This window comes from Rossellomorea yichunensis (genome assembly GCF_032337515.1).
Classification (GTDB): domain Bacteria; phylum Bacillota; class Bacilli; order Bacillales; family Bacillaceae_B; genus Rossellomorea; species Rossellomorea yichunensis.
In genome coordinates this window covers 261,493-284,581 of sequence record NZ_JAVYAD010000006.1, presented here as the reverse complement: position 1 = coordinate 284,581, position 23,089 = coordinate 261,493, and the positions used below count along the sequence as shown (strand labels likewise).

Below are 23,089 nucleotides of genomic sequence, written 5' to 3'. Positions count from 1 at the left end.
GCGCGTTTTTTTACACAGAATAATATATAGAATTTTCTGTATTTTAATGGTAGAATAGTAGCAAGTTTCAAACCTTACATAAGAAAGAAGGCACATAACCCATGGAGTCCCTCACACAATCAGTTGCTACCATCTTTAAGAAACTAGTTATACATCTAGATAAGGACAAGCTTCGAGAAGAAATAAATAATCATTTCCTTCAAATGATGAAAAGCTCACCAACAGAGGATGAATACACCCCTAACTTGATGAAGGCCATTGTATTTCAGGTTGAAACGACAAAAGCCCTTCATGGAATTCTGCAGCCACTTTTGTTAAATGAAAAATATCCTAACCTAGACGGTGTTTCACAGCTTATGAATCGCGCTCAAGTGCGCATTGAAAATGGAATGGATGAACTAATCCCCCTTTATCACGAGCAGATCAAGAGTGAAGAATCCAATTATGATCTCATCACACAATTGGAAATATACTTTACGACGACCTTCACAGAACTTCGATTAACGTACCGTTTTATCGACGCATTCGGTACAGAGAGCAATAAAGAGCTGTTCCAACCTTTATTTGATTCTCCGGCTGAAGAGGTTGGAGAAACCATTCTGAAATACACAAGAACCTATGCCAGCCTTATATTTGAAAAGACTTTAAATCAGAAATAGAAGAAGGTCCGTCCCTCAATGAGAGGGACAGACCTTCTTTCATTTATACTTTCAAATACCACTTTTTCCTATGACAGACAAATGCAACGATTGTCCAGAAAATCAGGTTCAATAAGCCATAAGCCAGCTGGGGATGAGGGGCAAACGTTGCCACCCATTCATTGATAACCCTGGAAAGCGATTTTTCTATACCGTCATCCGTGACTGAGAGATGGATCAGCACAGAACCGAGCATAAATTTACCGAAATAGATCAAGAAGCTATTCCGTCCATACGCTTCCAGGAACCAAACAACCGGCTTAAGCGCCGTCTCTTTGGCGTCTACTTTTCGTTTATCGAATATTAGATAAAGAATCGATAGCATACTAGCTGCGAATCCAGCTGCCAATAGAGCAAACGCAGGCGTCCATAAACGTTTGTTATAGGGCAGGAAATGATCCCAAGCGAGAGAAACGGCAATCAATAGGACACCTATCCCTAATAACTCCCGCCATGCTCCTGTCTCTTTACGGGTCAATATTAATCGTCCAAACGCATATCCGAAGAGGACATTCGATAAGGCAGACAAACTGGTGACCAGCCCTTCAGGGTCATACCCCCGCTCGCCATGATGGTATAAATGACTTTCCCCAAACACCGCACTATCAATCACGTGTGAAGGATTACATTCCGGCTGAGGCAATCCGCCTTCACAGGATTGACCTGTATAGAGAATGAGCCCCCCATATACAGAAGACACCAACAAAGCAATCATCATCAACTTCCAAGGAGATTGTACAAACTTGGTGATCGCCACCGTAACAATTCCCAGAAGGGCGAACATCTGTAATACACCGGTCAGTCGGATAGTCGGGAAATCCAACGTCCATTCCACAATGATTGTAAAAATGATGCCGTACACGATCAATCGAACGGTCCGCTTTAAAATCTTCTCCCATTTCACCCCTCGCTGATACGCAATCGCCATACTCACACCAAAAATGGTGATGAACGTCGGTAAAATGATATCAATCAAAGTGACCCCATACCAATCCGCATGACGGAAATAAGGATAGTCCACTTTACCATAAGGAATCGTGCTTAAAAACACGGATAATGCTACAATAATCCCTCTCAGCATATCAAGGGAATAGACTCTTTTTTTCTTTTTTACTTGTACCTGTTTCTCTGTTGGTTGAACTTGTTCCATACTCCGTTCCTTTCACTTCACGTTCTTTACTTTCCTACTATGAAAGTATACACCAGCCCCCAAAACTTTGATAGAATCAATTAGTAAAGATTTAACTATTTTTCTCACCTGGAGGTACACATGCGAGTTGTCTATCTATCTCTCATTTTTTTACTATCTGCATCACTAAGCGCTTGTACCCTTTTTGAAAAAGAACCGGAAACATCCGTTTATTATGCTCCACACGCAGACGATGAAACCCTCAGTTTAGGCCCTTCCATCCTTCGTCAAATCGACAAGGGAAATGAAGTAGCCGTGGTGCTGCTATCACACGGTGAAGCCAGCCAATCCATTAATAAAGTCAACGAAAACTTACGAGAAAAAAATTTGCCACCTATTTCTAAAGAAGAGTTCGGTGACTCACGGGTGATGGAATTTAAGAAATCCGTTGAAGAATTGGGAGTCGAGCCAGAGAACGTTTTCGTATATGACCTACCCGATGGCGAAATCAAGGAAGATGATGTCATCGAGATCATGAAAGAAATGAATGAACGATATCCTGAAGCCAGACATCATGCGTTAACCTACAACGATCCTCACAAAGACCATGCCACTTCGGGGAAAGCCTTGAAAAAGCTGGTTGAAGACGGGACCATACAATCTGCCCTCTATTACCTCCCAGTTCAAGAGTTTGAGCATTTGGAGTACGACGACACATATCCCGTGCCTGACGATCTCTCTGATGAATATACTAAGAGTTTGGATGCTTACCGGATCTGGAAGCCTGATGAAGGGTTTTATCGTATTGGGTATACTTCGGTGAAGTCTTATTTTGTGGAGGCTGGGAAGTATGGGGAGAGTCGTTGGCATTGGTGATGAAAATAGCTTTTGAATGGGGACAAGCGACCTTAGGCATATTAAACGTTTTTCCAATAGGTTCTCTGACTGAATGGAAAATTAAGAAGAAAAGAGATGTCAACGACTCGGCGAAACAGCAGCTTCCGAGTCCGGTTCAGTATGGCAGAAAAGATTGATATGAAATATGTAACCTACATTAGGAAAAGAGTCTCGTCTATCGCGATTACCTCCATCACTTTTCCTGCCTGCTGTCTAGGAACCGCAACACGATAGGTCCCTGCTGAATCCGTCGTGGATGTGCCGATTTCATTTCCATCGACCCTCACCTTGATCGTCGAAGCCATTTCTGCTTTTCCGTTTACAGTAGTCGATCCATCCGTCACTGCATCCACACTTGGAGCCGGTGGAGCCGTTCTATCCTTTACGGTCACCTTGGTGACGTCACTTTTATTTCCTGCCTGATCCGTAGCTGTTACATCCAGGACTTTTCCTGCCTGCTGCTTTGAAATCGTTACAGCAAAGGTCCCTTCGGAGTTCGCTTTTCCCATACCTATCTCACTTCCCCCAGTTCTCACCTTGATAACAGAACCAGCCTCGGACTTTCCTGTTACAGAAGTGGATTGATCGGTGACCTCATCCACTATGGAAGCAGATGGGCCAGTAAGATCCTTCACCGTAACCATAGTGCCCCCACTCTCATTACCCGCTTGGTCTGTAGAGGATACTTCTAAAAGGGTCCCTGCCTTCTGCTTTGGAATCGTAACATGATAACTTCCGTCAGCACCCACTTTTGCCTTGTCGATTTCAGTGCCACCGGTCTTTACCTTGATCATTGAATCCACTTCGGCTTTTCTAGCACTGGTGGACTGATCTGTTACGGCATCTACAGTCGGAGCCATAGGAGCCGTAGTATCTTTCACCGTCACTTGGGTGACCTGGCTGCTATTCCCTCCATGATCGGTGGCCGTTACTTCTAACAGTGTCCCTGCTTTCTGCGTTGGAATCCCAACCCGATAAGTCCCTTCAGAACCCACTTTTCCTTTGCCGATTACACTTCCAGCCGCTTTGAACCTTGATCGTCGAATCCATTTCCGCAATACCGGTCAACGCAGTCGCCTGATCTGTGACTTCATCAACTCGAGGAGCTTCGGTTGGTATCATGTCTTTCTCTGTAGTGAAACTAAACACGAACAATTCATCCGGGCTATTTCCACTCATATCCATCACGCCATTCTGAAAAACCCTGACCGTATAAGTCATGCCGTTTTCCGGTTTAATGAATAACGTATTATTCTCTATACTGGTAGAATACATTCATCGTCCTTCATCATCTATGAAAATATCAAAATAATGAGAGCCTTCTTGTATTGGTTCATTGTATGTAATGCTTATGTCTGTATCAAGTGAAACATTGGACGTGCCTGCAGTTGGAGTCGTTCCCTCTACAACCAACGGTTCCATATATATTCATTTTTCATGATTAATTGTCATATTCTTTGTCACAGTATTCCCAAAAGGGTCTGTGACTGTCCCCGTAATCTCATTCAATCCCTCCTGCAGCACAATGCGCTCACGAAAGGTACCATCCTCTTTGACTAATGCTCCCCCTCCATTTAAAGGACCACTCACATCATAAGGTAAGCCCGGAAACGAAACACCGGTCACCTCGTTACTGCTGCTGCCAACACTAGACTGATCCTCGGGACCCGTATAATCGAACAGTGGATCAGGATAATCGGTTGTGACTTTTAACGACTGTACTCTCAAGCTTCCTGAATTCGAGAGCTTACCAGCCGGATTCGAAGAGTCACCAAACATAAAATTATTATAATTATTGGCATAAATCTCACCATTCACGGTAAGCTTACCGGTATTCTTTACTTCCCCATAAATAATCAGATTCCCATTAATCACGTAGTCTGATCCAGATTGTATCGTCAACGTGACATTTGGTGAAATCACCACTGTTTTATCAACCGTCTCGATGGCTGATAAGATTGTATCGCTTGAGAAGTACAAATAATCTTGACTTGTAGCAGAAGCAGTATTGCCTATTAGCGGTGCTGTGGTTAGGAGTAACAGCAAGATTAATAGTTTTGCCATCCACTTTTTCCTTGAAGTTTGTTTGTGCATATTGTTGATTCCCCCATCAAATAATTAGTATTTCTTCTCTTTTATAATCGGTTACTTTTGGACTATTTAATACTATCCTTATCCTGGTTTTAATAGTTAAAAAATTCTATAAAAGGATTAAAATTTCAATTACGTTCTTTTTGATAAAGAATAAATAACCACTAAAAAAAGACCTGCGTCACACACAATGTTGTGTACGATGCAGGTCTTCTTTTAAATTAACATGCTATAACGAACTTATTTAAAAATAGTTTAATAGAAAAAGCCTTTCACTAACTTCACCCACCCGAAAAATGAAACCCAAAGTGGAATACTTAGCAGTGTTCCCCAATACATACCCACTATAAAGTTGCCTTCCCTCTTCATCATTCAAGCACCCCTAACAGTTTTTAATCAATTGGAGCTATTGAACTGAACTGTGTTAACTCATTATAAGTAATGGTAATCAAAAAGATTGTCGGAATAGACATAAATTTAATAAGATCTTTTATCAATTAAAGGCTTTAAATAATCTTCTTCATTTACTATGAGTCTAGTAACACTCGTCTATTTTTTATAATATATATAAGATCTTTATAAAATATCAAAACTAATACACTTAAACTAATAAGACCTAATAGTATATTACCCCAAAAACTTCCATTAATAATCGTTCCAGTCGAATACACTGATGAAATAATAATCATAGTATAGATTCGTACTAATGGATATTTTACCTTAAAAAATCTTAAAGAAATAGATGTTCGTAGTGTGAAGAAAATTATATAAGAAAATGCTGTAGCCACAGAAGCACCAATTGCACCGAAGTTCGGAACAAGGAGCCAATTTCCTAGGATATTAATACCACATGCTATTCCTGCAATCAATATATGCCAATTAACCTTCTTATAAAAGTTAATACCCATTACAGTTGTCTCAGAGATAGTATAAAGAATCGGCATAAATACTAAAAAGGGCATGATCTTTGCTGCGCTCTGATAATCACTTCCTAACAAAATAACAATTAAATCCTTTGCAGCAATGCATACAATTGCAACAAAAAACATAGCAAACGAAACAATGATTGATATATATCTAAAGAATTCCTTCTTCTCAGGTTGATGCTTAAAACGTTCATAGGCGACTGGAGTCCAAAAGGTTGAAAAGGTCGTCCCAAGTACTAAAACTAAAGCCACTAAACGCATAGAGGCTGAATATAGTCCTAATTCATCAAATGTACTCCAATGACGTAGTGCTATTTTATCAAATCCTTCAAATAACCAAGAGATAAAAGTAGTTAATACAAATGGTGCACTAAGTTTTAATATCTCTTTTCGGGAATGCTCAACGTTTCTTATTTTCAAATTACTAATGGACCAATATTGCTTGCCAAAATATATTGCGATACTAGCGACTAAAAGTAGCGCTAAAAATTTAGAAAATATAAGAACTTCAAATGTTGAACCTAACAACCAAAAGAAAATTAAAATTAGAATAATATTAAATAACTTTTGAAAAATTTGTAGCAATGAGTACAGATTTCCTTTTTGCTGCATTCTGATAACTAATTGGCCGAACCGAAATAAAAGTTGAGTTAATATTCCAATAGAAATTATGAATGCCAATGACAAGCTTTCTTTTCCAAACAAAAATAAACTTATTGGCTGATAGAATATAATAACAAATCCAATCATTACAATAGCTATTATTATTGGTATGCGTAGACAATTATATAACAAAGCTCCCCGTTTATTACTTTGCTCTTCGTAAAATAAGCGAACAAATGCTTGGTCGGTTCCAAAGATCGCTAAAATCATACCAACTTGTATAAACAGATCGAACATAGATGCCTTACCAAAAGCATCTGGTTGTAACAGTCTAGTAGCTAACATAGTATTGAATACACCTAATATTATTCCTACCCAGCTACCATATGAAAACTTTAAGAACTTTTTTATTAATGAGTCCTTCATATCCAACCTTCTTTATCCTTTTTACTAGTTAAAAAATATCTTTTTGTTGAAAGTAATCATTTAAGACATGTATAAAAAAATTAAAGATATTTATAGTTTTTTCTTGCACATAAAATACCAAGTATTATTAATACATTAATAAACAAAGAATTATGCCAGTACGTATAAAAATTACCTATTAAACAGATAAATAAAAATACATATATGAATTCTGAGTTTTTAAGTTTATGACCAACATATATTAATAATAGTATTAATGAAACGATAACTATTACACCCATTTGTAGTAGGTATTGTAAAACAAAATTATGAAGCTCTATAAATATCCCATACTCTTGTAAATCTGCCCAACTAGAACCTATACCTAAGAAAAAGTTATCTTTCAAAACCTCTTTTGATTGTATAATTAAATCAAATCTACCATTATCATCAAAAAGACTAGATGTTCTACTTGATAGCAACAGATTAGCAGAAACTGAAAATACAAGTATAACTGATAGTATTAATATAGAGGTTTTATAATTTTTAAAAATATATTTTGTATTAAAAATAACATACAAACTAAAAATAACAATCATGACTACAATTCCTGTTCGGGATGTATTAATAATATTCCCACATAATAAAATTAATAATATCAATAAGTATTTTAACCTTAAGTTTTTATACAATCTAATTAATATTATTATTGCACCACTACTAATAAATGCAGAGAGTGTGCTCTTAGAAATAAAGTAAAGGTTAAAAATTATCCTGTCTTTATAATAAAAAATTTGGCCAAAATCTATACTGAATAAATGCATTGAAAATTGGAAAATTAAGCCTATTGACAATGAGATACAAACTAAAATATACATATTAATCATATTTTTAATATTAAAACTTTGTTTAATATTACCAACTAATGTACTTGTAATAAAGATAACCATTATCAATACTATTAGATTTAAAATATTTATGAATGTTTCAAATGGATTTAAAGAGAGTAATACCCCTATTATTAAAAAAGATATTGATAGGGTGGATAAAAATAGCAAGTAAAAATTAATACGATAGTCTTTGTAAAGAATGATTATTAATCCTAAAGCTATATATAAGAATAATAATAATTCCATAAATGAAAAAACAAAGATTACACTTAAATTATAAAATGCAGATGTGAAAATAAAAGCTGGTAAAAATTTATTTAGTAGCCCCTGGTCGCTTTTAAAGAATATAATTAAAACGGAAATTAATGTAAACATTAAGCCTAACTCATTATTGATAAGATATAAAATTACATTTAAAAAACTTAGAATGAAAAATAAAGTCATTTTATCTATCCCTTTATTATTTTTATGGCTCTAGTTAGTGTAGATCATTTTTTATCAAGTCCATAAAAAATGTAAGACATCTTTTACATAAACTATAAACTACGAATGCTAAAAATAAATTTTTATAAAAAATGAAGAAAAAAAATTCAAATCGGTTAATTAGTGCTTTTTATAGGGATATATCATATTTTCTTAAAATGGCTTGTAGTTGTTCATCATTCTTATTTTCTGCAACATTTATACTGCCCAATGATTCATTTTGACTAGATTCAATTGTAAATAAATCATCAGGAAATGAGGCTGATTTTACAACATGTGTACCTTTTTTTAATGACATTATTTTTAGCCAAAGATCATCTGCATAGAAACATAAATTTTTTATGCTTTCTTTGTTGAAAATTTCCCTATCTACAGAGTTTGGGGGATAGAGTACTCCACTAACTCCTGTAGGACACAACAATTTTGAGGGTCCTTGAAAACCTCTTGGATTATTAACCCACCTATTGTAAGAATCAATTAGATTATCTTCCTTCTTTGTTATCACATGCGCCCTATTACTACAAATACAATTAGGGTGCTTCTTGTGTAAACCAACTAAAACTTCTAAAGTATTATTGGGATAAATAACATCGTCATCAACTGTAATAATAACGTCCTCGGAAAATTCTTTAAAAGCATAATAGTACTTTTTATGAGAACGTAAATCGTCACAGAATCGGATCGTTAACCCTCTTTCTTGTTGTTTAATAATTTCAATTGGAATGTCTTCTAATCCATTGAACTGTTCTTTTGCTAACCAAAGAATAATTTCGTCCGGTTTAAACCTTTGTCTCAATAAGGATTCTATAGCTATCCAAACAACATTAATCCGACCAGGAAAAGTTGTAAGTGAAACTATATACTTTTTCTCTCTCTTGATTGTTTTATTTATTCCTATTTTTTTATAAGGGAATTTGTAATAAAATTTCACGAATATATTTGCTACTTTTCTAAGGAAAATATACTTTATTGTCCACAAAAAATTACCACTTGTTTTTTTTCTTACAAGTGAAAAGTTAAGAGCATACAAAAATTTTAACAAAAAATCACTCCTAGAAAATAGTTACAGTTATTCTAGTATGCAAATCAATATACTTTGTCGTCCACTAATTAACATAGGAAATTATATACGTTTTGATTCAGATTCACTTATATAAAAGCTTTCTAATAATTTTGCAGTATATTTTGCATCAAAACCAGCTTTTACTATTACCTCATACATGTTTCTCCTTTTATAACCTTCTCTAAATTGCAAAATTATTTCTGCCCACTCTTCAGGACCAGCAGAAAGCGGCAAATGATTTATTAAATTAGAAACATCAACTGAAAAAGGTACTCCTTTTGATACAATGCATTCTAATCCTGAAGCTTGAGCCTCAATTGCAACTGTTCCAAAACCCTCAAATATAGATGGGAATATAAATACATCCATACTATGCAAGTAATTTTCAACTTCTTTTTGTCTACCCAAGAATATAACTTTATCATCTATATTTAAGTTACGTACTTTTTGTTTTATATTAAATTCCTCCGGACCATCACCTATGAGCAATAACTTTGAATCTTCATACCTGCGTGTAATTTCCTTAAATACATCTATTAGAAAGGTGTGATTCTTTACACTAGAAAATCTGCCAATATGTCCAATTGTAAAGGTCTTATTTAATTTGAGGGCTTGACGTGTTTTTTGTCTAATTTCTTCATTAAATATAAATTTTTCACTCTGTATTCCATTCTTTATAATCTTTACATTTCCATCGTTCACGTTTTTCTTTCCAAATTGCCATTCTCCAGCTTCCTTAGAGCAAGCAAAAAAATGTGTAGCATATTTATTAGACCTATTCTTTAGATACTTCCTTATAGGTAAAAGTTTACTACCAGGGTCAAACTGTGTAGTTCTTGAATGCATAATCCTTACTGGTATATTATATTTTTTCGCTTCTCGAAGTACAAAAGAACCTGACAGTGGAGAATGGCAGTGTATTACATCATAATCATTATTATGTTCAAAAAAATCTCTTAAACCTCTCATAAATGGTTTTATAGATTCAAATGAAAATTGAGGTAAAGTAAAGACCTTACCTCCAAGATCCTTAAAATCTCTTATTAACTGATTATTATCATCAGCTGTTGTTAATTTTATTAAATCAAATTGAACCATATTTCTATCTATATTTTTATACCAATCTATTAGTCTTGACTCTATTCCACCATGATCAAACCCAGGTGTATAGTGTAATACCTTAATTCTATTATCCACTTGGAACGCCCCAATTCTAAATAACTTATCCGAAGGTCCTAAACTCCTAACGAAACAGAAGTTGCAAAGTAAAATGTATATATATTGAGTAAATTTAATGTGTTTTTAAAAATTATAATTCTAGATAAAACCGTTCTATCCATTTAGTATTTTCAGGCAAATCATATCCTGCTTCTTTTATAATGGAATACATGTTTTTTCTTTCATAAGTATTATTAAAGTCTAAAATAGCATTAACCCATGAATCAATTGAATCTCTTAATGAATAATACTCTATTAGGTCAGTAACCTTAGTTTCAATAGGAACAGTGTCTGATACAATTGTTCTTAGACCAGAAGCTTGTGCTTCAATAGAAACTATTCCTAATCCCTCATAAAGTGAAGGAAACAAAAAGATATCCATAGCTTGTAAATATTTGTTTACGTCTTTGGTTACCCCTAAAAATATAACTTTTTTTGACAGACCTAATTTTTCTACCTTTAGCTTTATTTTATTTTTCAATTCCCCTTCACCGATCAAAAGGAGCTTAGAATTTTCATCTTTTTTATTTAATTCTGCAAAAACATCTATAATTAAGGAATGATTCTTTTGAGGGTTAAATCTTCCCACATTACCTATCAGTAGTGTATCTGACGATACATTCAGTTTCTCTCTAACTTTACTTCTATCCCCTGAATTATAAACAAAGTTTTTTGAATCTATTGCATTGTTGAAAAGATGTACGTTATTTGTTTTACCAAAAACCCATTTTGCAGCATCTTTAGAACAGGCAAACCTATAGTCAGTATACTTATTTATGTTAAACTTTGAAATGGACTTTATTATAGTCTTGAAACTCATTCCAGGGAAAGAAATGTGAGAATGCGCTATTTTGTGCTTAACTCCTGCCCTCGAAGCAGCTTTTAGAACATGTTTACTAAAAGTATTTAAGTGAGAATGAATAATCTGATATTCAGGATGGTTAATAAAAAATTCATATAAACAATTTTCATAACCTTTTTTATTAAATACATTTAATTTTTTCACCCTAAATATTTTTCCACCTAGTGACAATATTTCATCTTCATAGTCGTTTTTTTCAGAAGAGTGAATTAAGAAATCGAACTGCAATTTATTACGGTCAATATTTCTATATAAATTAATTAGAAGGGTCTCTATTCCAGCGAAATTCATTGTACTAACTACATGTAATACTCTAACCGGTCCCAACAAAATCCCCTCCCTATTTCTTAACACTATTTTTAATTAATCTAAATTTCCCACTTTTTTCTCGTGGAATTTCATCAACATGTTCAATTATGATTTTGGTATTGGTTCCAAACTTATGAACAAACTCATCCCTCAATAAGTCATCATACTCTGATTTATAAAGGTTCTCATCTACTTCGAGTTTTATTGTAATTTCATCAATTTTCTCCTGAATAGTTTGAGCTCTAATCAATGCATTTGGCATATTTTTAAATAAATTCGCAACATTTCCTCCATTGATTTTTGCACCTTCAGCTGTATATAAAAAGTCTAATTTACGACCTTCAATCTCCTTAACCGTATGGGATTCTATACCACATTCACATTTGTCATTCTTATCATCCAAGACTATAGAATCACCAATACGATAACGAATTAAAGGTGTACCATGGGTTGTATAACTTGTAACTAATACTTCATCACTATCACATTCAAAGTGCTCAAATACACCGGAAGCCAGTTCCATATGCAATACTTGACTTTTACACTCTGTAACAAACGGCGCACCTTCACTTGAAGCATATTGATCGTAAACCTTGCATTTAAATACTCGTTCAAGTAGTTGCCGCCCTGATTCGGTTAAAGTTTCTGATGTGGGAAAAATAGCAGTTGGTGTAAATTCCAACTTAATGCTATGGCGTTCAATATACCCAGCTATATCACATATTGACATAAAAAAACCATCTAATGCTTGAGGTTTAAACTTATTTAAAGATTCGACATAATATTGCATATTCTCTTCAGTTAGATGGAATGAGGAATAGATCATTTGTTTACAAGCCTTATTATAGCGCCAAAAGACTTTCTTCTTTTGATTTGGAGGAATGATATGTTTACCATTAAAAGTCGCGCGTTTCATTTTTCGATGTACAAAACCTACTCGATCCTTAAAATGATCCAGCATGGCCATTCTTCTCATCATATCTTCGGGTGTAAATAATACAACTAGCGACTTTCCTGTCGTTCCTCCAGTATGACCTTCTACTGCACCTTTATGTGGTATCGTACAAACATCATCAATATTTTTCCTTAGCAATTCCTTATCTACTATAGGTAACTTCTTAAGATCTGCTATCGTTTTAATGGAATTAATGTCAATATCTTTATATAATTCCCTGTAAAATTTACTATTATCTACAGCATATCTAATGAATCTTACTAATTCCTCATTTTGATAATCTATTTTTTTCTTCAAACTCCATTTATCGAAATCAGACAAAAAATCTAAGTACTCATAATAGGCTTTACCGTACCGGCTCATATTACGTTGAAAACCTGAAAGAGATACCATCATATTTTGAAATCCAATTGGAGATTTATCATATAATCTTTCAAGTAATCCCATTACAAATTCTCCTTATACCATTGTATAGCAGCATCGATCCCTTGCTCAAAACTCCATTCAGGATCATAATCAAGTTGTTCTCTAGCATTACTTATATCAGCGTTACTATGTTTAATATCGCCTTTCCGGTCAGGTCCATAAATAGGCTGTATATCCTTTCCTAATGCATTCAATAAGTGGGTATAGATATCAATCAAATACTCCCTACCACCATAAGCAATATTATAGGCCTGCCCAGCTGCTTCATGGGATGCATTGCAAGCCTTCAAGTTGGCCTCAATTACATTCTCAATGTAAGTGAAATCTCTACTTTGCTTCCCATCCCCATTAATAGTTGGGGATTCATCATTTAACAGTTGTTTAATAAATTTCGGAATAACGGCTGCATAGGCACCATTAGGATCTTGTCTTCTTCCAAATACATTAAAATAACGCATGCCATAAGTATCAAGACCGTACATTTTTGTATATAGTTTGCCATATTCCTCATCTACTTTTTTGGTCAGTGCATAAGGTGACAATACGTTGCCCTCTCTTCCTTCTTTTTTTGGAAGATTGGGTTCATCACCATACACTGATGAACTTGAAGCATAGACAAATTTCTTCACGCCACTTTGTCTTCCTGCTTCCATCATATTTAAAGTACCTTTTATATTTACCTCTTCATAAAACAAGGGCATCTCAATACTTCTTGGAACGCTCCCCCATGCAGCTTGATTCAAAACATAATCGATCCCATCACAAGCTCTCATACATGTGTCAAGATCACGAATATCTCCTTCGATAAATTCGTAATTAGGATTGTCTATAAACTCTTCTACATTTTCTTTTTTCCCTGTTGAAAAATTATCAAGCCCTCTAACCTTATATCCTAATTTAAGTATGGCTTCTACTAAATTTGAACCAATAAAACCTGCTGAGCCAGTAACTAAGAATGTACTACCCTCTGGAAACTTTATATTTTCATATCCCATTTTTACAACCTCCAATATACAAACCCAGCATCCTTTGCTTCTGTTCTATTAAATATTCCTTTGAGATCTATCAGTACACAATCTTTTCGATCAATATCTATATTAATCTCAGAAGTTACAGCTACTTCTTTCATAACTTCTAAATTTACATCTCCAGTTGTCCCAAACATCGCTTTTACATCTTCCAATTGAATAGCCTTAAATTCATCATGTGGAACGGCAAAGATTACTGCATCCATCTCTTTTATATCATCTACTTCACAAAGATTGATTCTATATTCACGCCATAGATCTTCCTTATCTGCTGCAGGATCTACAACTTTGACGTCTACTCCGTACTCCTCTAATTCTTTTATTACGTCGACTACTTTCGTATTTCTAACATCAGGACAATTTTCTTTAAACGTAACGCCAAAGATAGCTACTTTAGCCCCATTTATTTGTTTATTAGCTTTTATCATTTTCTTTACAGTGCTTTCTGCTACATATTTACCCATATCATCATTTATTTTTCTTCCTGAAAGTATAATCTGCGAATAGTAGCCCATCTGCTCTGCTTTGTATGTTAGATAATATGGGTCCACACCTATACAATGACCACCAACCAGCCCAGGGGAGAATTTAAGAAAATTCCATTTTGTCCCAGCAGCTTCAAGTACAGCTTTTGTATCTATTTCCATTTTATTAAAAATAATGGATAGTTCATTCATAAAAGCAATATTAATATCACGTTGTGCATTCTCAATAACTTTAGCAGCTTCAGCTACCTTTATACTTTCTGCTTTATAAACCCCAACGTCTACCACCAGCTCATACACTCTTGCAATGATATCTAGAGTTTCTTCGTCCATACCTGAAACTACTTTTATTATAGTTTCTAACCTATGCTCTTGATCACCAGGATTTATTCTTTCTGGTGAATACCCAACTTTAAAATCTTCGCCATACTTTAATCCAGATTCTTTTTCCAAAATTGGTACACAGATATCCTCTGTAACACCTGGGTATACAGTAGATTCAAAAACAACGATAGATCCCTTAGTTAAGTTTCTACCTAGTGTTCGGCTTGCTGATTTGACCGGTGTTAAATCTGGGGTGCGATCTTCTTTCACTGGAGTTGGTACTGCTACAATATGAAATTTAGCCTCTCTAATCCTTGCTTCATCTGAAGTAAAGTCTACTGTTGTACTCTTTATTACCTCGTTACCAACCTCTTTTGTTGGATCTATACCGTTTTTATATAATTCAATTTTTTCTTTATGAATATCAAAACCAATTACATCAACTTTTTTAGCAAATGCAACCGCAATAGGCATTCCAACATACCCTAGCCCTATTAATGAAATTTTTTCTTCCCGGTTAACTATTCTTTCGTATAAGTTCATGTTTGTTCTCCTCACCCATTAGCATTTTTAATTCTTGAATGTAAGCATTGATAACAATACTCCTATCAAACTCTTGTTCCATCTTTTTTCGCCCAGCTAAGCCCATTCTTTTCTTTTCTTCATACGGTAACTGAATAAATTTAATGATTGCGTCAACCAAACTATCTACACTCTTAACTTCAAAACCAAGACCACTCACGTCTTCCTCAAACGTTTCTTTACAACCAGGAACTCTACTTGCTAATACAGGTCTTCCCGATGAAGCAGATTCTAGAAGAACATTCGCCGTCCCCTCATGGTAAGATGGAAGAATTGTTGCGTGAGATTTCTTAATAAACGAGTGTACGTCATTCTGTTGCCCATGATATTTTATTATTCCAGCTTTATTTAAAACATCTAATTTTTGAGAATAGTCTTCTTCACAAGCTCCTATCAATTCAAATTGGACATTTGGATAAATGTTCTTAATCTTTTGAGCAGCCTCTAACAATTCTTCTATTCCCTTTGCTTTCATTATCCGTCCGATAAATAGGAATTTTACATTTTCCGTTTCAGAGGGATATACTTCAAATTTGTTCGTCTTAAGATTAACTCCTGATCCTGGAACTAACTGGGTTTTCCTTTCGACAATACCACTTTCAGTAAAAAACGCTTTATTGGTCTTGTTTTGAAAGAATGTACACTTTGCTTTTTTTAAACCAGCTTTATAGAGCATTAGTGTAATTTTCTGAAGCAAGCCCTTATTTTCTAGCGAAGTACCTAACCCAGTAATATTGGCTATGTAAGGTGTTTTAGTTATTCTACAAGCTAATCCGCCGTAAACATTCGGCTTAATAGTGTAAGTTAAAACCACATCTGGTTTTATGTGCTTTACTATTTTTATATATTCAACCAAAAGTTTTATATCTGTAAATGGATTTTTCCCTCTTCTATCAAGATGGGTTTCTATGAATTTACAACCCAAATTTTTCAGTTTAGGAACATACTCATCATTTGGTAGGGAGATATATACATCATTATTATTACTAATTAATTCTTTTAATAATTCTTTTCTAAATTTATACAATCCCATACCAAAGTTGGCTAACACAAGAATCTTCATTGTTTAAACTCTCCTAGCTGGGACCCCTACATAGGTCCCGCTTTCAGTAATATCTTTGACAATCACAGAACCTGCACCAACCATACATCCACTGTCTATAGTTACATTATTACTAACTATGCTACCAATCCCTAACCACGTTTGTTGACCAACCTTCACTGACCCAGCCAAATGCGAACCAGGTGAAACATGAACATAATCACCGATGATATTGTCGTGATCTATTGTAGTTGCAGTATTAATGATGCAGCCCTTACCGATACTGGTGCAACAGTTTATCACAGCACCAGCCATAACTACTGTCCCGGGTGCTAAGCAAACTTCTTCGCCAACAATAGCAGTAGGGTGGATCAAAACAGGTAAGGTAGCACCTTTTGTCTCAAGAACTTCCTGTATTTTTTCTCGTATGGCATTATTACCAATACCAACAAAAATGTCATAATCATTTATAAGTTCAAATGCTTCATTTGATTTACCAATTACTTTTATTCCCATTGATGATTCTATACTTTCATCATCATCTAGAAAAGAGATGTGCGACCATTTATTCATATTTAACGCAATGTCAGCGACAACTTTGCCGTGGCCACTAGCACCGATAATGAGTAGTTTATTTTTCATAGTTCATTTCTTCCCTTTTCAGATCCTTTAAATGGTTCCATAGTCGCTGCGGTCTCTGAGTTGATGCCTTCTCTAACAAAAACCTTTTTAATAGTAGAAAAAATAATATTCCAATCACCAATAAAACTCACACTATCAACATATCTAACATCGAGATCAAACTTATCTTCCCAACCAATAGCATTTCTACCACTTACCTGAGCCAATCCAGACAACCCCGGCCTAACCTCATGACGCCTCTTTTGCTCCTCATTATAAAGAGGTAAATACTGAACCAGTAATGGTCTTGGACCTATGATCGACATATCCCCCTTAAGAATGTTAAAAAGTTCAGGAAGTTCATCAAGAGACGTTGAACGCAGAAACCTTCCAAACTTCGTTAACCTAACACTATCAGGAAGCAACTCTCCATTCTCATCCCTTTGGTCTGTCATCGTTCGAAACTTATACATCATAAAAACCTTTTCATTAAGCCCTGGCCTTTCTTGCTTAAAAAGGACCGGACTGCCTAACTTAATTCTCACAAGAATAGCTACTATAGGGAAAACCGGAATTATAGTAAGAATGATAATAGCAATTAACGCAAGAATTAAATCCATCGGCCTTTTTATAAACTTTCTATAAATACCACCATGGGGATTCTTCATTATTTAATCCACAATCCTTTAATAATCTCCACAATTCTTTCTAGATCCTCTACTGTCATCTTCGTATCAGACGGCAAACAAACACCATTCTCAAACAACTTCTCAGAGACACCAGATCCAAGAAAGTCATATTTCTCAAAATACGGTTGCATATGCATCGGCTTCCATATTGGTCTCGATTCAATATTTTCTTTTTCAAGAGCATCCATAACATCTATAGGTCTTACATGACCATTCAAAGTTATCGAACTTAACCAATAATTCGGCTCATCCCATTCATTAGTAGGCATAAATTCAACACCATCAAGTTCTCCAAGCTCTCTTTTATAAAAGTCACAAATATGCCTCTTCTTCTTAACTCTTTGATCTAAAACTTTAAGTTGTCCCCTACCAATACCAGCAACCACATTGCTCATACGGTAATTAAAGCCTAATTCGCTGTGTTGATAGTGTCTTGCCTGATCCCTACTTTGAGTAGCCCAAAATCTTGTTTTCTCAATGCGTTCTTCATTATTTGAAACTAACATCCCTCCACCAGAGGTAGTGATGATCTTGTTTCCATTAAAGGAAAAAATACCGTAATCACCGAAAGTTCCTGTTTGTTTCCCTTTGTAATAAGTACCCAAACTCTCTGCAGCATCTTCTATTAGTGCAACGTTATACTTCTTACATAGTTCTGCTATTTTATCCATATCAGCAGACAGACCATAAAGATGGACCACAATCACTGCTTTAACTTCAGGATACTTTTCAAAAGCTTCTTCTAAGGCTTTAGGGCACATATTCCAAGTCTCGTAATCACTATCTATAAAAACAGGAATAGCATTTTGATAGATTATTGGATTGGCTGTAGCTGAGAATGTTAGTGTTGAACAGAAGACGATGTCTCCCTTCTCTACACCAGCTGCTCTTAAAGCTAAATGGATAGCCCCAGTACCAGAAGATAGTGCTGCTGCAGCTTTGGATCCTACCTTAGCAGCAAATTCTTTTTCAAATTCATTTACGTTCTCCCCAAGAGGGGCAATCCAATTCGTATCAAAGGCTTTTTTTACATATTCCATTTCATATCCCTCATCACTCATATGTGGTGATGAAAGAAAAATACGATCTTCCATACTCTAAATCTTCCTTCCACTATTAAGTAGTTGCTTATTACTTACTTGGATATTTAGATGCTTTTTCCAAGCAACTAATAAACTACTAATACCTTTTATTAACATGGGTACTTAAGTTTGGTTAAGTACCCATGTTAATATTCTTATGTTAACTAGTTATCTTTTCTTGGTTCACTATACGCTTAAGATATTCCATTACTTGAACCTGCAAATCTCCTCGTTCCAAAGCAAACTCCACCGTAGCCTTAATAAACCCAAACTTATCTCCAACATCATAACGCTCACCCTCAAACTCATACCCAACAACCATCTGCGATTCATTTAGCTTTTTAATCGCATCCGTCAATTGAATCTCCCCGCCAGCCCCTGGTGTAAGATTTTCAAGAATACTAAAAATCTCCGGACGCAATACATATCGACCCATAATCGCATAATTAGAAGGAGCCTCTTGCACCTTTGGCTTTTCGACTAAATCATTGACATGATAAACCCCATCTTCAATCCCATTATGAATAATAGAAATTATCCCGTATTTAGAAACATCCTGTTCTAGAACCTGCTGAACCCCAATGACAGAAGAATTATAACGCTCATATATATCTACCAGCTGCTTCAAGCAAGGACTCTCAGGAGAGTGAACAATATCATCCCCCAGTAATACAGCAAAAGGCTCATTGCCGATAAATCTACTAGCACACGAAATTGCATGACCTAATCCAAGAGGTTCCTTTTGACGTATATAATGGATATTAGCCAGGTTAGAAATACCTTGCACTTCTTCTAGCTGTTCGTACTTCCCCTTCTTAGCAAGCGTCTCTTCAAGCTCATATGACTTATCAAAATGATCTTCTATTGCTCTCTTTCCTCTACCCGTAACAATAATAATATCCTCTATACCTGAAGCTACTGCCTCCTCGATAATATATTGAATAGTAGGTTTGTCTACAATTGGTAACATTTCTTTTGGTTGTGCTTTTGTTGCCGGTAAAAACCGTGTACCTAGTCCTGCTGCAGGTATAATTGCTTTTCTTACTTTTTGCATACCTTCCACCTCTTAATTTACATTCTTTACTAATAATTGTTTTTTCTTATTAGCTAATTCTAGTACGTAGTTAGATAAGTACTGGGGATCAAATTCACTTTGATTCTCAATCAAGTTTGAAACTCTCTCATACTCAAAATCAACCGTTTTGCCAATAAAGATCTTCGGAAACACAGCCTTCCCGTGTACTTCATTCTCCCCAAGCAGTTCCTCATACATCTTCTCACCCGGACGAATCCCAGCAAACTTAATTCCTATTTCTTCTATTGTATAACCCGATAACTTAATCAAATTTTTTGCCAGGTCAACTATTTTAACCGGTTCACCCATATCCAACACGAAGATTTCTCCGCCACGTGCCAAAGCTCCAGCCTGCATGACTAAACGGGACGCTTCTGGTATTGTCATAAAGTACCTTGTCATGTCAGGATGAGTCACTGTAACCGGACCGCCAGCTTGAATTTGCTTCTTAAATAACGGAATCACGCTACCTCTGCTACCTAAAACGTTTCCGAAGCGAACCGCAACAAAGTTAGTTTGACTATCTTTATTCAAGTTTTGAATGACCATTTCTGCAATTCGTTTCGTAGACCCCATTACATTTGTAGGGTTAACTGCTTTATCAGAAGAAACTAAAACAAACGTATTCACACCGAATGTATCCGCAGCCTCTGCTACATTTTTTGTGCCAATAACATTATTCTTAACAGCTTCTTTCGGATTATATTCCATTAACGGCACGTGCTTATGTGCTACTGCATGATATACAACTTCTGGAGCATGCTCTTCAAAAACTTCAAAAATACGGTTACGATCTTGTATATCCGCGATGATAGGAACAACTTTTAGTTCTGTTCCATATTTATTTCTTAATTCCATATCGATTGTGTAGATAGAGTTTTCACCATGACCCAATAATAAAAGCTTCTTAGGTCTGAACTTGCTTACTTGACGACAGATCTCAGATCCGATTGAACCTCCAGCGCCTGTAACCAGAACTGTTTTACCTGATAATTTCTTTGAGATACTATTGGTGTCCAGCTCTACTGGCTCACGACCAAGTAGATCTTCTACCTGCACTTCCCGGAATTGATTGACCGATACTTTACCAGACACGATATCCTCAATCATTGGCATAATCTGTGTCTTTGCGGTAGTTTTACTGCATTGTTGATAGACTTCTTGCAGTTCACCCTTGCGAAGAGAAGGAATGGCAATGATGATATTATCAATTTGGTGCTTTTCAACTAATGTCGGTATATCTTTGGTACGGCCTAGTATCGTCACACCATAAATTTGAAGTTTCATTTTTTTAGGATCATCATCAATAAATCCAACTGGAAGTAAATCAGTATCCTGGCTCTTTATTAACTGGCGTACAAGCATAGATCCAGCAGAACCTGCTCCGATAATTAAAGCACGTTTCTTTTCCTGTTTAGCCTTTATGTAATAGTGTCTGTACATTCTCCATGAGAATCGTGACCCACCTATTAAGATGATATGAAGCATCCAAGTGACCGCTAACACCCGAACATATATATCCCCGTTCACAATAAACTGTAGAATACCGGTGGCCACGATTGAAAATGTAATCGCTCGAATGATCGCAACCAATTCCCCGACACTGGCGTATTCCCATGCTTTCTGATAAAGACGATCAATAAATGCGAATACATGATGACTTGCCAGTAGTACACATGAGCTAAAGACGAGTGTAGGTAACGTGTACAGGCTGAAGGTTGGATGGAGGAGATAATAACCGAAATAAATGGCTGTTAACACAATCAATGAATCCAGCAGCATCAGCAATGATACCCGTTTTGTATAACTCATATAAATCCCTTCTTTTCTAAGTTATTTTGACAAAATAAATACCTAAGGAAAAGATACAACCGTATACCCTTTCCTTAGGTATCTAGATTTACTTTTGATCATTTAATCTTTTTTCAATGGCTAGGTTGATTAGTGTTCTTATTTCTTCTAGTCGCTCTATCGGTGCATCTTGATAGATGTATCTTATGGCTTTTTCATGCTTTTGGACAAAGTATTAAAATTTTTCAATTTTAGTTTCCCCTTGATTTTACAATTAATCTTTTTCATACCATTATAAGAATAAATTACATAAAGCGTTTTCATTTAAAGACTTTACTAGCTTCTATTATAATGGTATTTGTGGGCATCTAACCCTTCCTCACGTCCCACCACTGACGACAAGCGTCTAAGGCAAAGCTTCCTCTTCACCCACGGTGTGACCGAGTGCCTCCAATGATAACGGTAAGGAGACATTCCCAAAATTCTACTGTTGTCTGTGTGCAACTTATCAAGTCTGATTTACCAACGACAATAGTACCTTAGGATTACCTGTATCTTGATCATGTTAGAAGATTCCAAGGAACTTCTTCTTTTTGATCAACTCAGGTATTTCTTTATAAATATTTTTCCCATCGACCAGCAGTTCTGCATTCTCTGTAAAGTAATAGACCATGTCTATCCCGTACTTTTTCTCTATATAGTCCATCGCTTCTTCCATTTTGAAGGTGCGATTATGTATGTTGTGAGCATCTGATGCGATGAAGTGTGTCAAGTTGGCCTGGATCATTTGCTGTGAAAATTTCTGGATATTCTTGCCAAAGTATCCCGTAAGGCTGGAGGCTGTCAGTTGCGTAGCTGCTCCCCCTTGTACAAGCTTATATAGCTTTTCTGGTCGCTCAATCAGTTCGGCATTCCGCTCGGGATGGACGATGACAGGGGTCAAGCCCGTTACCTGAATGTCGTATAGAAGCTTTTCCGTATATCTTGGGACTGAGCTTGACGGAAATTCTATGAAAAGATATTGGGATACTTGGTTTAATGGCAAGATGTCACCCTTTTGGTAATCTTCTAAAATTTCACCATAAATGCGGCACTCCTGACCGGGAAGAACTTCAAGGTTGATATGCTCTTCTTTAAAACGTTCATTCACTTCTTTCACTAGTGGAAGGATGTCCGACTTCACGTTGTCGTATTTCCCATTACGGTGATGAGGAGTCGCAATGATTGTATGAATCCCTTCTGAGACAGCCTGTTTCGCCATATCGATACTGTCGTAGATCGTATTGGCTCCGTCATCAATCCCGGGCAGGATATGGCTATGAATGTCAATCATTACTAACTCCCCCTTATTCTAGTTCTTTCGACTTATTTCTACACCGACTACCATTTTACACCACTAGGTATATTTGTAAAGA

Annotated in this window: 23 protein-coding genes; 3 read left to right on the top strand and 20 right to left on the bottom strand. The window is 35.7% G+C overall.

Going from position 1 to position 23,089, the window contains the following annotated elements:
• The first annotated feature begins 101 nt into the window (after positions 1–101).
• Positions 102–659: a hypothetical protein gene (locus RSX31_RS17710; protein WP_315635440.1), complete on the top strand. Its 558-nt coding sequence runs from the start codon at positions 102–104 to the stop codon at positions 657–659.
• Between the two features lie 43 nt (positions 660–702).
• On the opposite strand, the gene RSX31_RS17705 is transcribed toward RSX31_RS17710, so the two are convergent.
• On the bottom strand, positions 703–1,848 hold the full coding sequence (locus tag RSX31_RS17705) for a heparan-alpha-glucosaminide N-acetyltransferase domain-containing protein (RefSeq protein WP_315635438.1): 1,146 nt from the start codon (positions 1,846–1,848) through the stop codon (positions 703–705).
• A 120-nt stretch (positions 1,849–1,968) separates the two neighbouring features.
• Between RSX31_RS17705 and RSX31_RS17700 the strand changes: the two genes are divergently transcribed.
• Together RSX31_RS17700 and RSX31_RS17695 are read left to right on the top strand one after the other, a co-directional pair.
• The gene (locus RSX31_RS17700) at positions 1,969–2,703 is read left to right on the top strand and encodes a PIG-L deacetylase family protein (RefSeq protein ID WP_315635436.1); all 735 of its coding nucleotides are present in this window, start codon (positions 1,969–1,971) and stop codon (positions 2,701–2,703) included.
• Positions 2,691–2,861 (top strand): hypothetical protein, encoded by a 171-nt coding sequence (locus RSX31_RS17695; RefSeq protein ID WP_315635434.1) that lies wholly within the window; start codon positions 2,691–2,693, stop codon positions 2,859–2,861. The genes RSX31_RS17700 and RSX31_RS17695 overlap by 13 nt, the downstream gene beginning before the upstream one ends.
• A gap of 15 nt (positions 2,862–2,876) precedes the next feature.
• Here RSX31_RS17695 and RSX31_RS17690 read toward each other — a convergent pair whose 3' ends face one another.
• The 19 genes from RSX31_RS17690 to RSX31_RS17600 all read right to left on the bottom strand — a co-directional run bounded on the left by RSX31_RS17690 (position 2,877) and on the right by RSX31_RS17600 (position 23,007).
• Entirely contained in the window at positions 2,877–3,782 is a 906-nt protein-coding gene (locus RSX31_RS17690) for an Ig-like domain-containing protein (protein ID WP_315635432.1), read from the bottom strand.
• A complete protein-coding gene (locus RSX31_RS17685; protein WP_315635430.1) occupies positions 3,709–3,999 on the bottom strand; it encodes an Ig-like domain-containing protein in 291 nt (96 codons plus the stop codon). Before RSX31_RS17685 ends, RSX31_RS17690 begins: the two co-directional genes overlap by 74 nt.
• Positions 4,000–4,146, bottom strand: coding sequence for an Ig-like domain-containing protein (locus RSX31_RS17680; RefSeq protein WP_315635428.1), 147 nt, complete (start codon positions 4,144–4,146; stop codon positions 4,000–4,002).
• A 6-nt stretch (positions 4,147–4,152) separates the two neighbouring features.
• Positions 4,153–4,788 (bottom strand): hypothetical protein, encoded by a 636-nt coding sequence (locus RSX31_RS17675; RefSeq protein WP_315635426.1) that lies wholly within the window; start codon positions 4,786–4,788, stop codon positions 4,153–4,155.
• Positions 4,789–5,342: 554 nt separating this feature from the next.
• Positions 5,343–6,770 (bottom strand): lipopolysaccharide biosynthesis protein, encoded by a 1,428-nt coding sequence (locus tag RSX31_RS17670; RefSeq protein ID WP_315635424.1) that lies wholly within the window; start codon positions 6,768–6,770, stop codon positions 5,343–5,345.
• 80 nt (positions 6,771–6,850) lie between these two features.
• Positions 6,851–8,014 carry an O-antigen ligase family protein gene (locus RSX31_RS17665; protein WP_315635423.1) on the bottom strand — a complete coding sequence of 388 codons (1,164 nt, stop codon included), beginning with the start codon at positions 8,012–8,014 and terminating at the stop codon, positions 6,851–6,853.
• Between the two features lie 238 nt (positions 8,015–8,252).
• Positions 8,253–9,164 (bottom strand): glycosyltransferase family A protein, encoded by a 912-nt coding sequence (locus tag RSX31_RS17660; protein ID WP_315635421.1) that lies wholly within the window; start codon positions 9,162–9,164, stop codon positions 8,253–8,255.
• Positions 9,165–9,245: 81 nt separating this feature from the next.
• A complete protein-coding gene (locus tag RSX31_RS17655) occupies positions 9,246–10,382 on the bottom strand; it encodes a glycosyltransferase family 1 protein (protein ID WP_315635419.1) in 1,137 nt (378 codons plus the stop codon).
• A 112-nt stretch (positions 10,383–10,494) separates the two neighbouring features.
• Positions 10,495–11,592, bottom strand: a complete 1,098-nt coding sequence (locus tag RSX31_RS17650; RefSeq protein WP_315635417.1) for a glycosyltransferase family 1 protein — start codon at positions 11,590–11,592, stop codon at positions 10,495–10,497.
• A gap of 13 nt (positions 11,593–11,605) precedes the next feature.
• Positions 11,606–12,976: a phenylacetate--CoA ligase family protein gene (locus RSX31_RS17645; protein WP_315635415.1), complete on the bottom strand. Its 1,371-nt coding sequence runs from the start codon at positions 12,974–12,976 to the stop codon at positions 11,606–11,608.
• A complete protein-coding gene (locus tag RSX31_RS17640; protein ID WP_315635413.1) occupies positions 12,976–13,950 on the bottom strand; it encodes an SDR family oxidoreductase in 975 nt (324 codons plus the stop codon). The genes RSX31_RS17645 and RSX31_RS17640 overlap by 1 nt, the downstream gene beginning before the upstream one ends.
• Before the next feature lie 2 nt (positions 13,951–13,952).
• Positions 13,953–15,335: a nucleotide sugar dehydrogenase gene (locus RSX31_RS17635; protein WP_315635412.1), complete on the bottom strand. Its 1,383-nt coding sequence runs from the start codon at positions 15,333–15,335 to the stop codon at positions 13,953–13,955.
• The gene (locus RSX31_RS17630) at positions 15,310–16,437 is read right to left on the bottom strand and encodes a glycosyltransferase family 4 protein (protein WP_315635410.1); all 1,128 of its coding nucleotides are present in this window, start codon (positions 16,435–16,437) and stop codon (positions 15,310–15,312) included. Before RSX31_RS17630 ends, RSX31_RS17635 begins: the two co-directional genes overlap by 26 nt.
• A gap of 3 nt (positions 16,438–16,440) precedes the next feature.
• Entirely contained in the window at positions 16,441–17,058 is a 618-nt protein-coding gene (locus RSX31_RS17625; protein WP_315635408.1) for an acetyltransferase, read from the bottom strand.
• On the bottom strand, positions 17,055–17,705 hold the full coding sequence (locus RSX31_RS17620; RefSeq protein ID WP_315635406.1) for a sugar transferase: 651 nt from the start codon (positions 17,703–17,705) through the stop codon (positions 17,055–17,057). Before RSX31_RS17620 ends, RSX31_RS17625 begins: the two co-directional genes overlap by 4 nt.
• Positions 17,705–18,820, bottom strand: a complete 1,116-nt coding sequence (locus RSX31_RS17615; RefSeq protein ID WP_315635404.1) for a DegT/DnrJ/EryC1/StrS family aminotransferase — start codon at positions 18,818–18,820, stop codon at positions 17,705–17,707. Before RSX31_RS17615 ends, RSX31_RS17620 begins: the two co-directional genes overlap by 1 nt.
• Positions 18,821–18,968: 148 nt before the next feature.
• On the bottom strand, positions 18,969–19,862 hold the full coding sequence (galU, locus tag RSX31_RS17610; RefSeq protein ID WP_315635402.1) for a UTP--glucose-1-phosphate uridylyltransferase GalU: 894 nt from the start codon (positions 19,860–19,862) through the stop codon (positions 18,969–18,971).
• A gap of 12 nt (positions 19,863–19,874) precedes the next feature.
• Complete coding sequence (locus RSX31_RS17605) at positions 19,875–21,695, bottom strand: polysaccharide biosynthesis protein (protein WP_315635400.1); 1,821 nt, start codon at positions 21,693–21,695, stop codon at positions 19,875–19,877.
• A gap of 544 nt (positions 21,696–22,239) precedes the next feature.
• On the bottom strand, positions 22,240–23,007 hold the full coding sequence (locus RSX31_RS17600) for a tyrosine-protein phosphatase (protein ID WP_315635399.1): 768 nt from the start codon (positions 23,005–23,007) through the stop codon (positions 22,240–22,242).
• Positions 23,008–23,089: the final 82 nt, after the last annotated feature.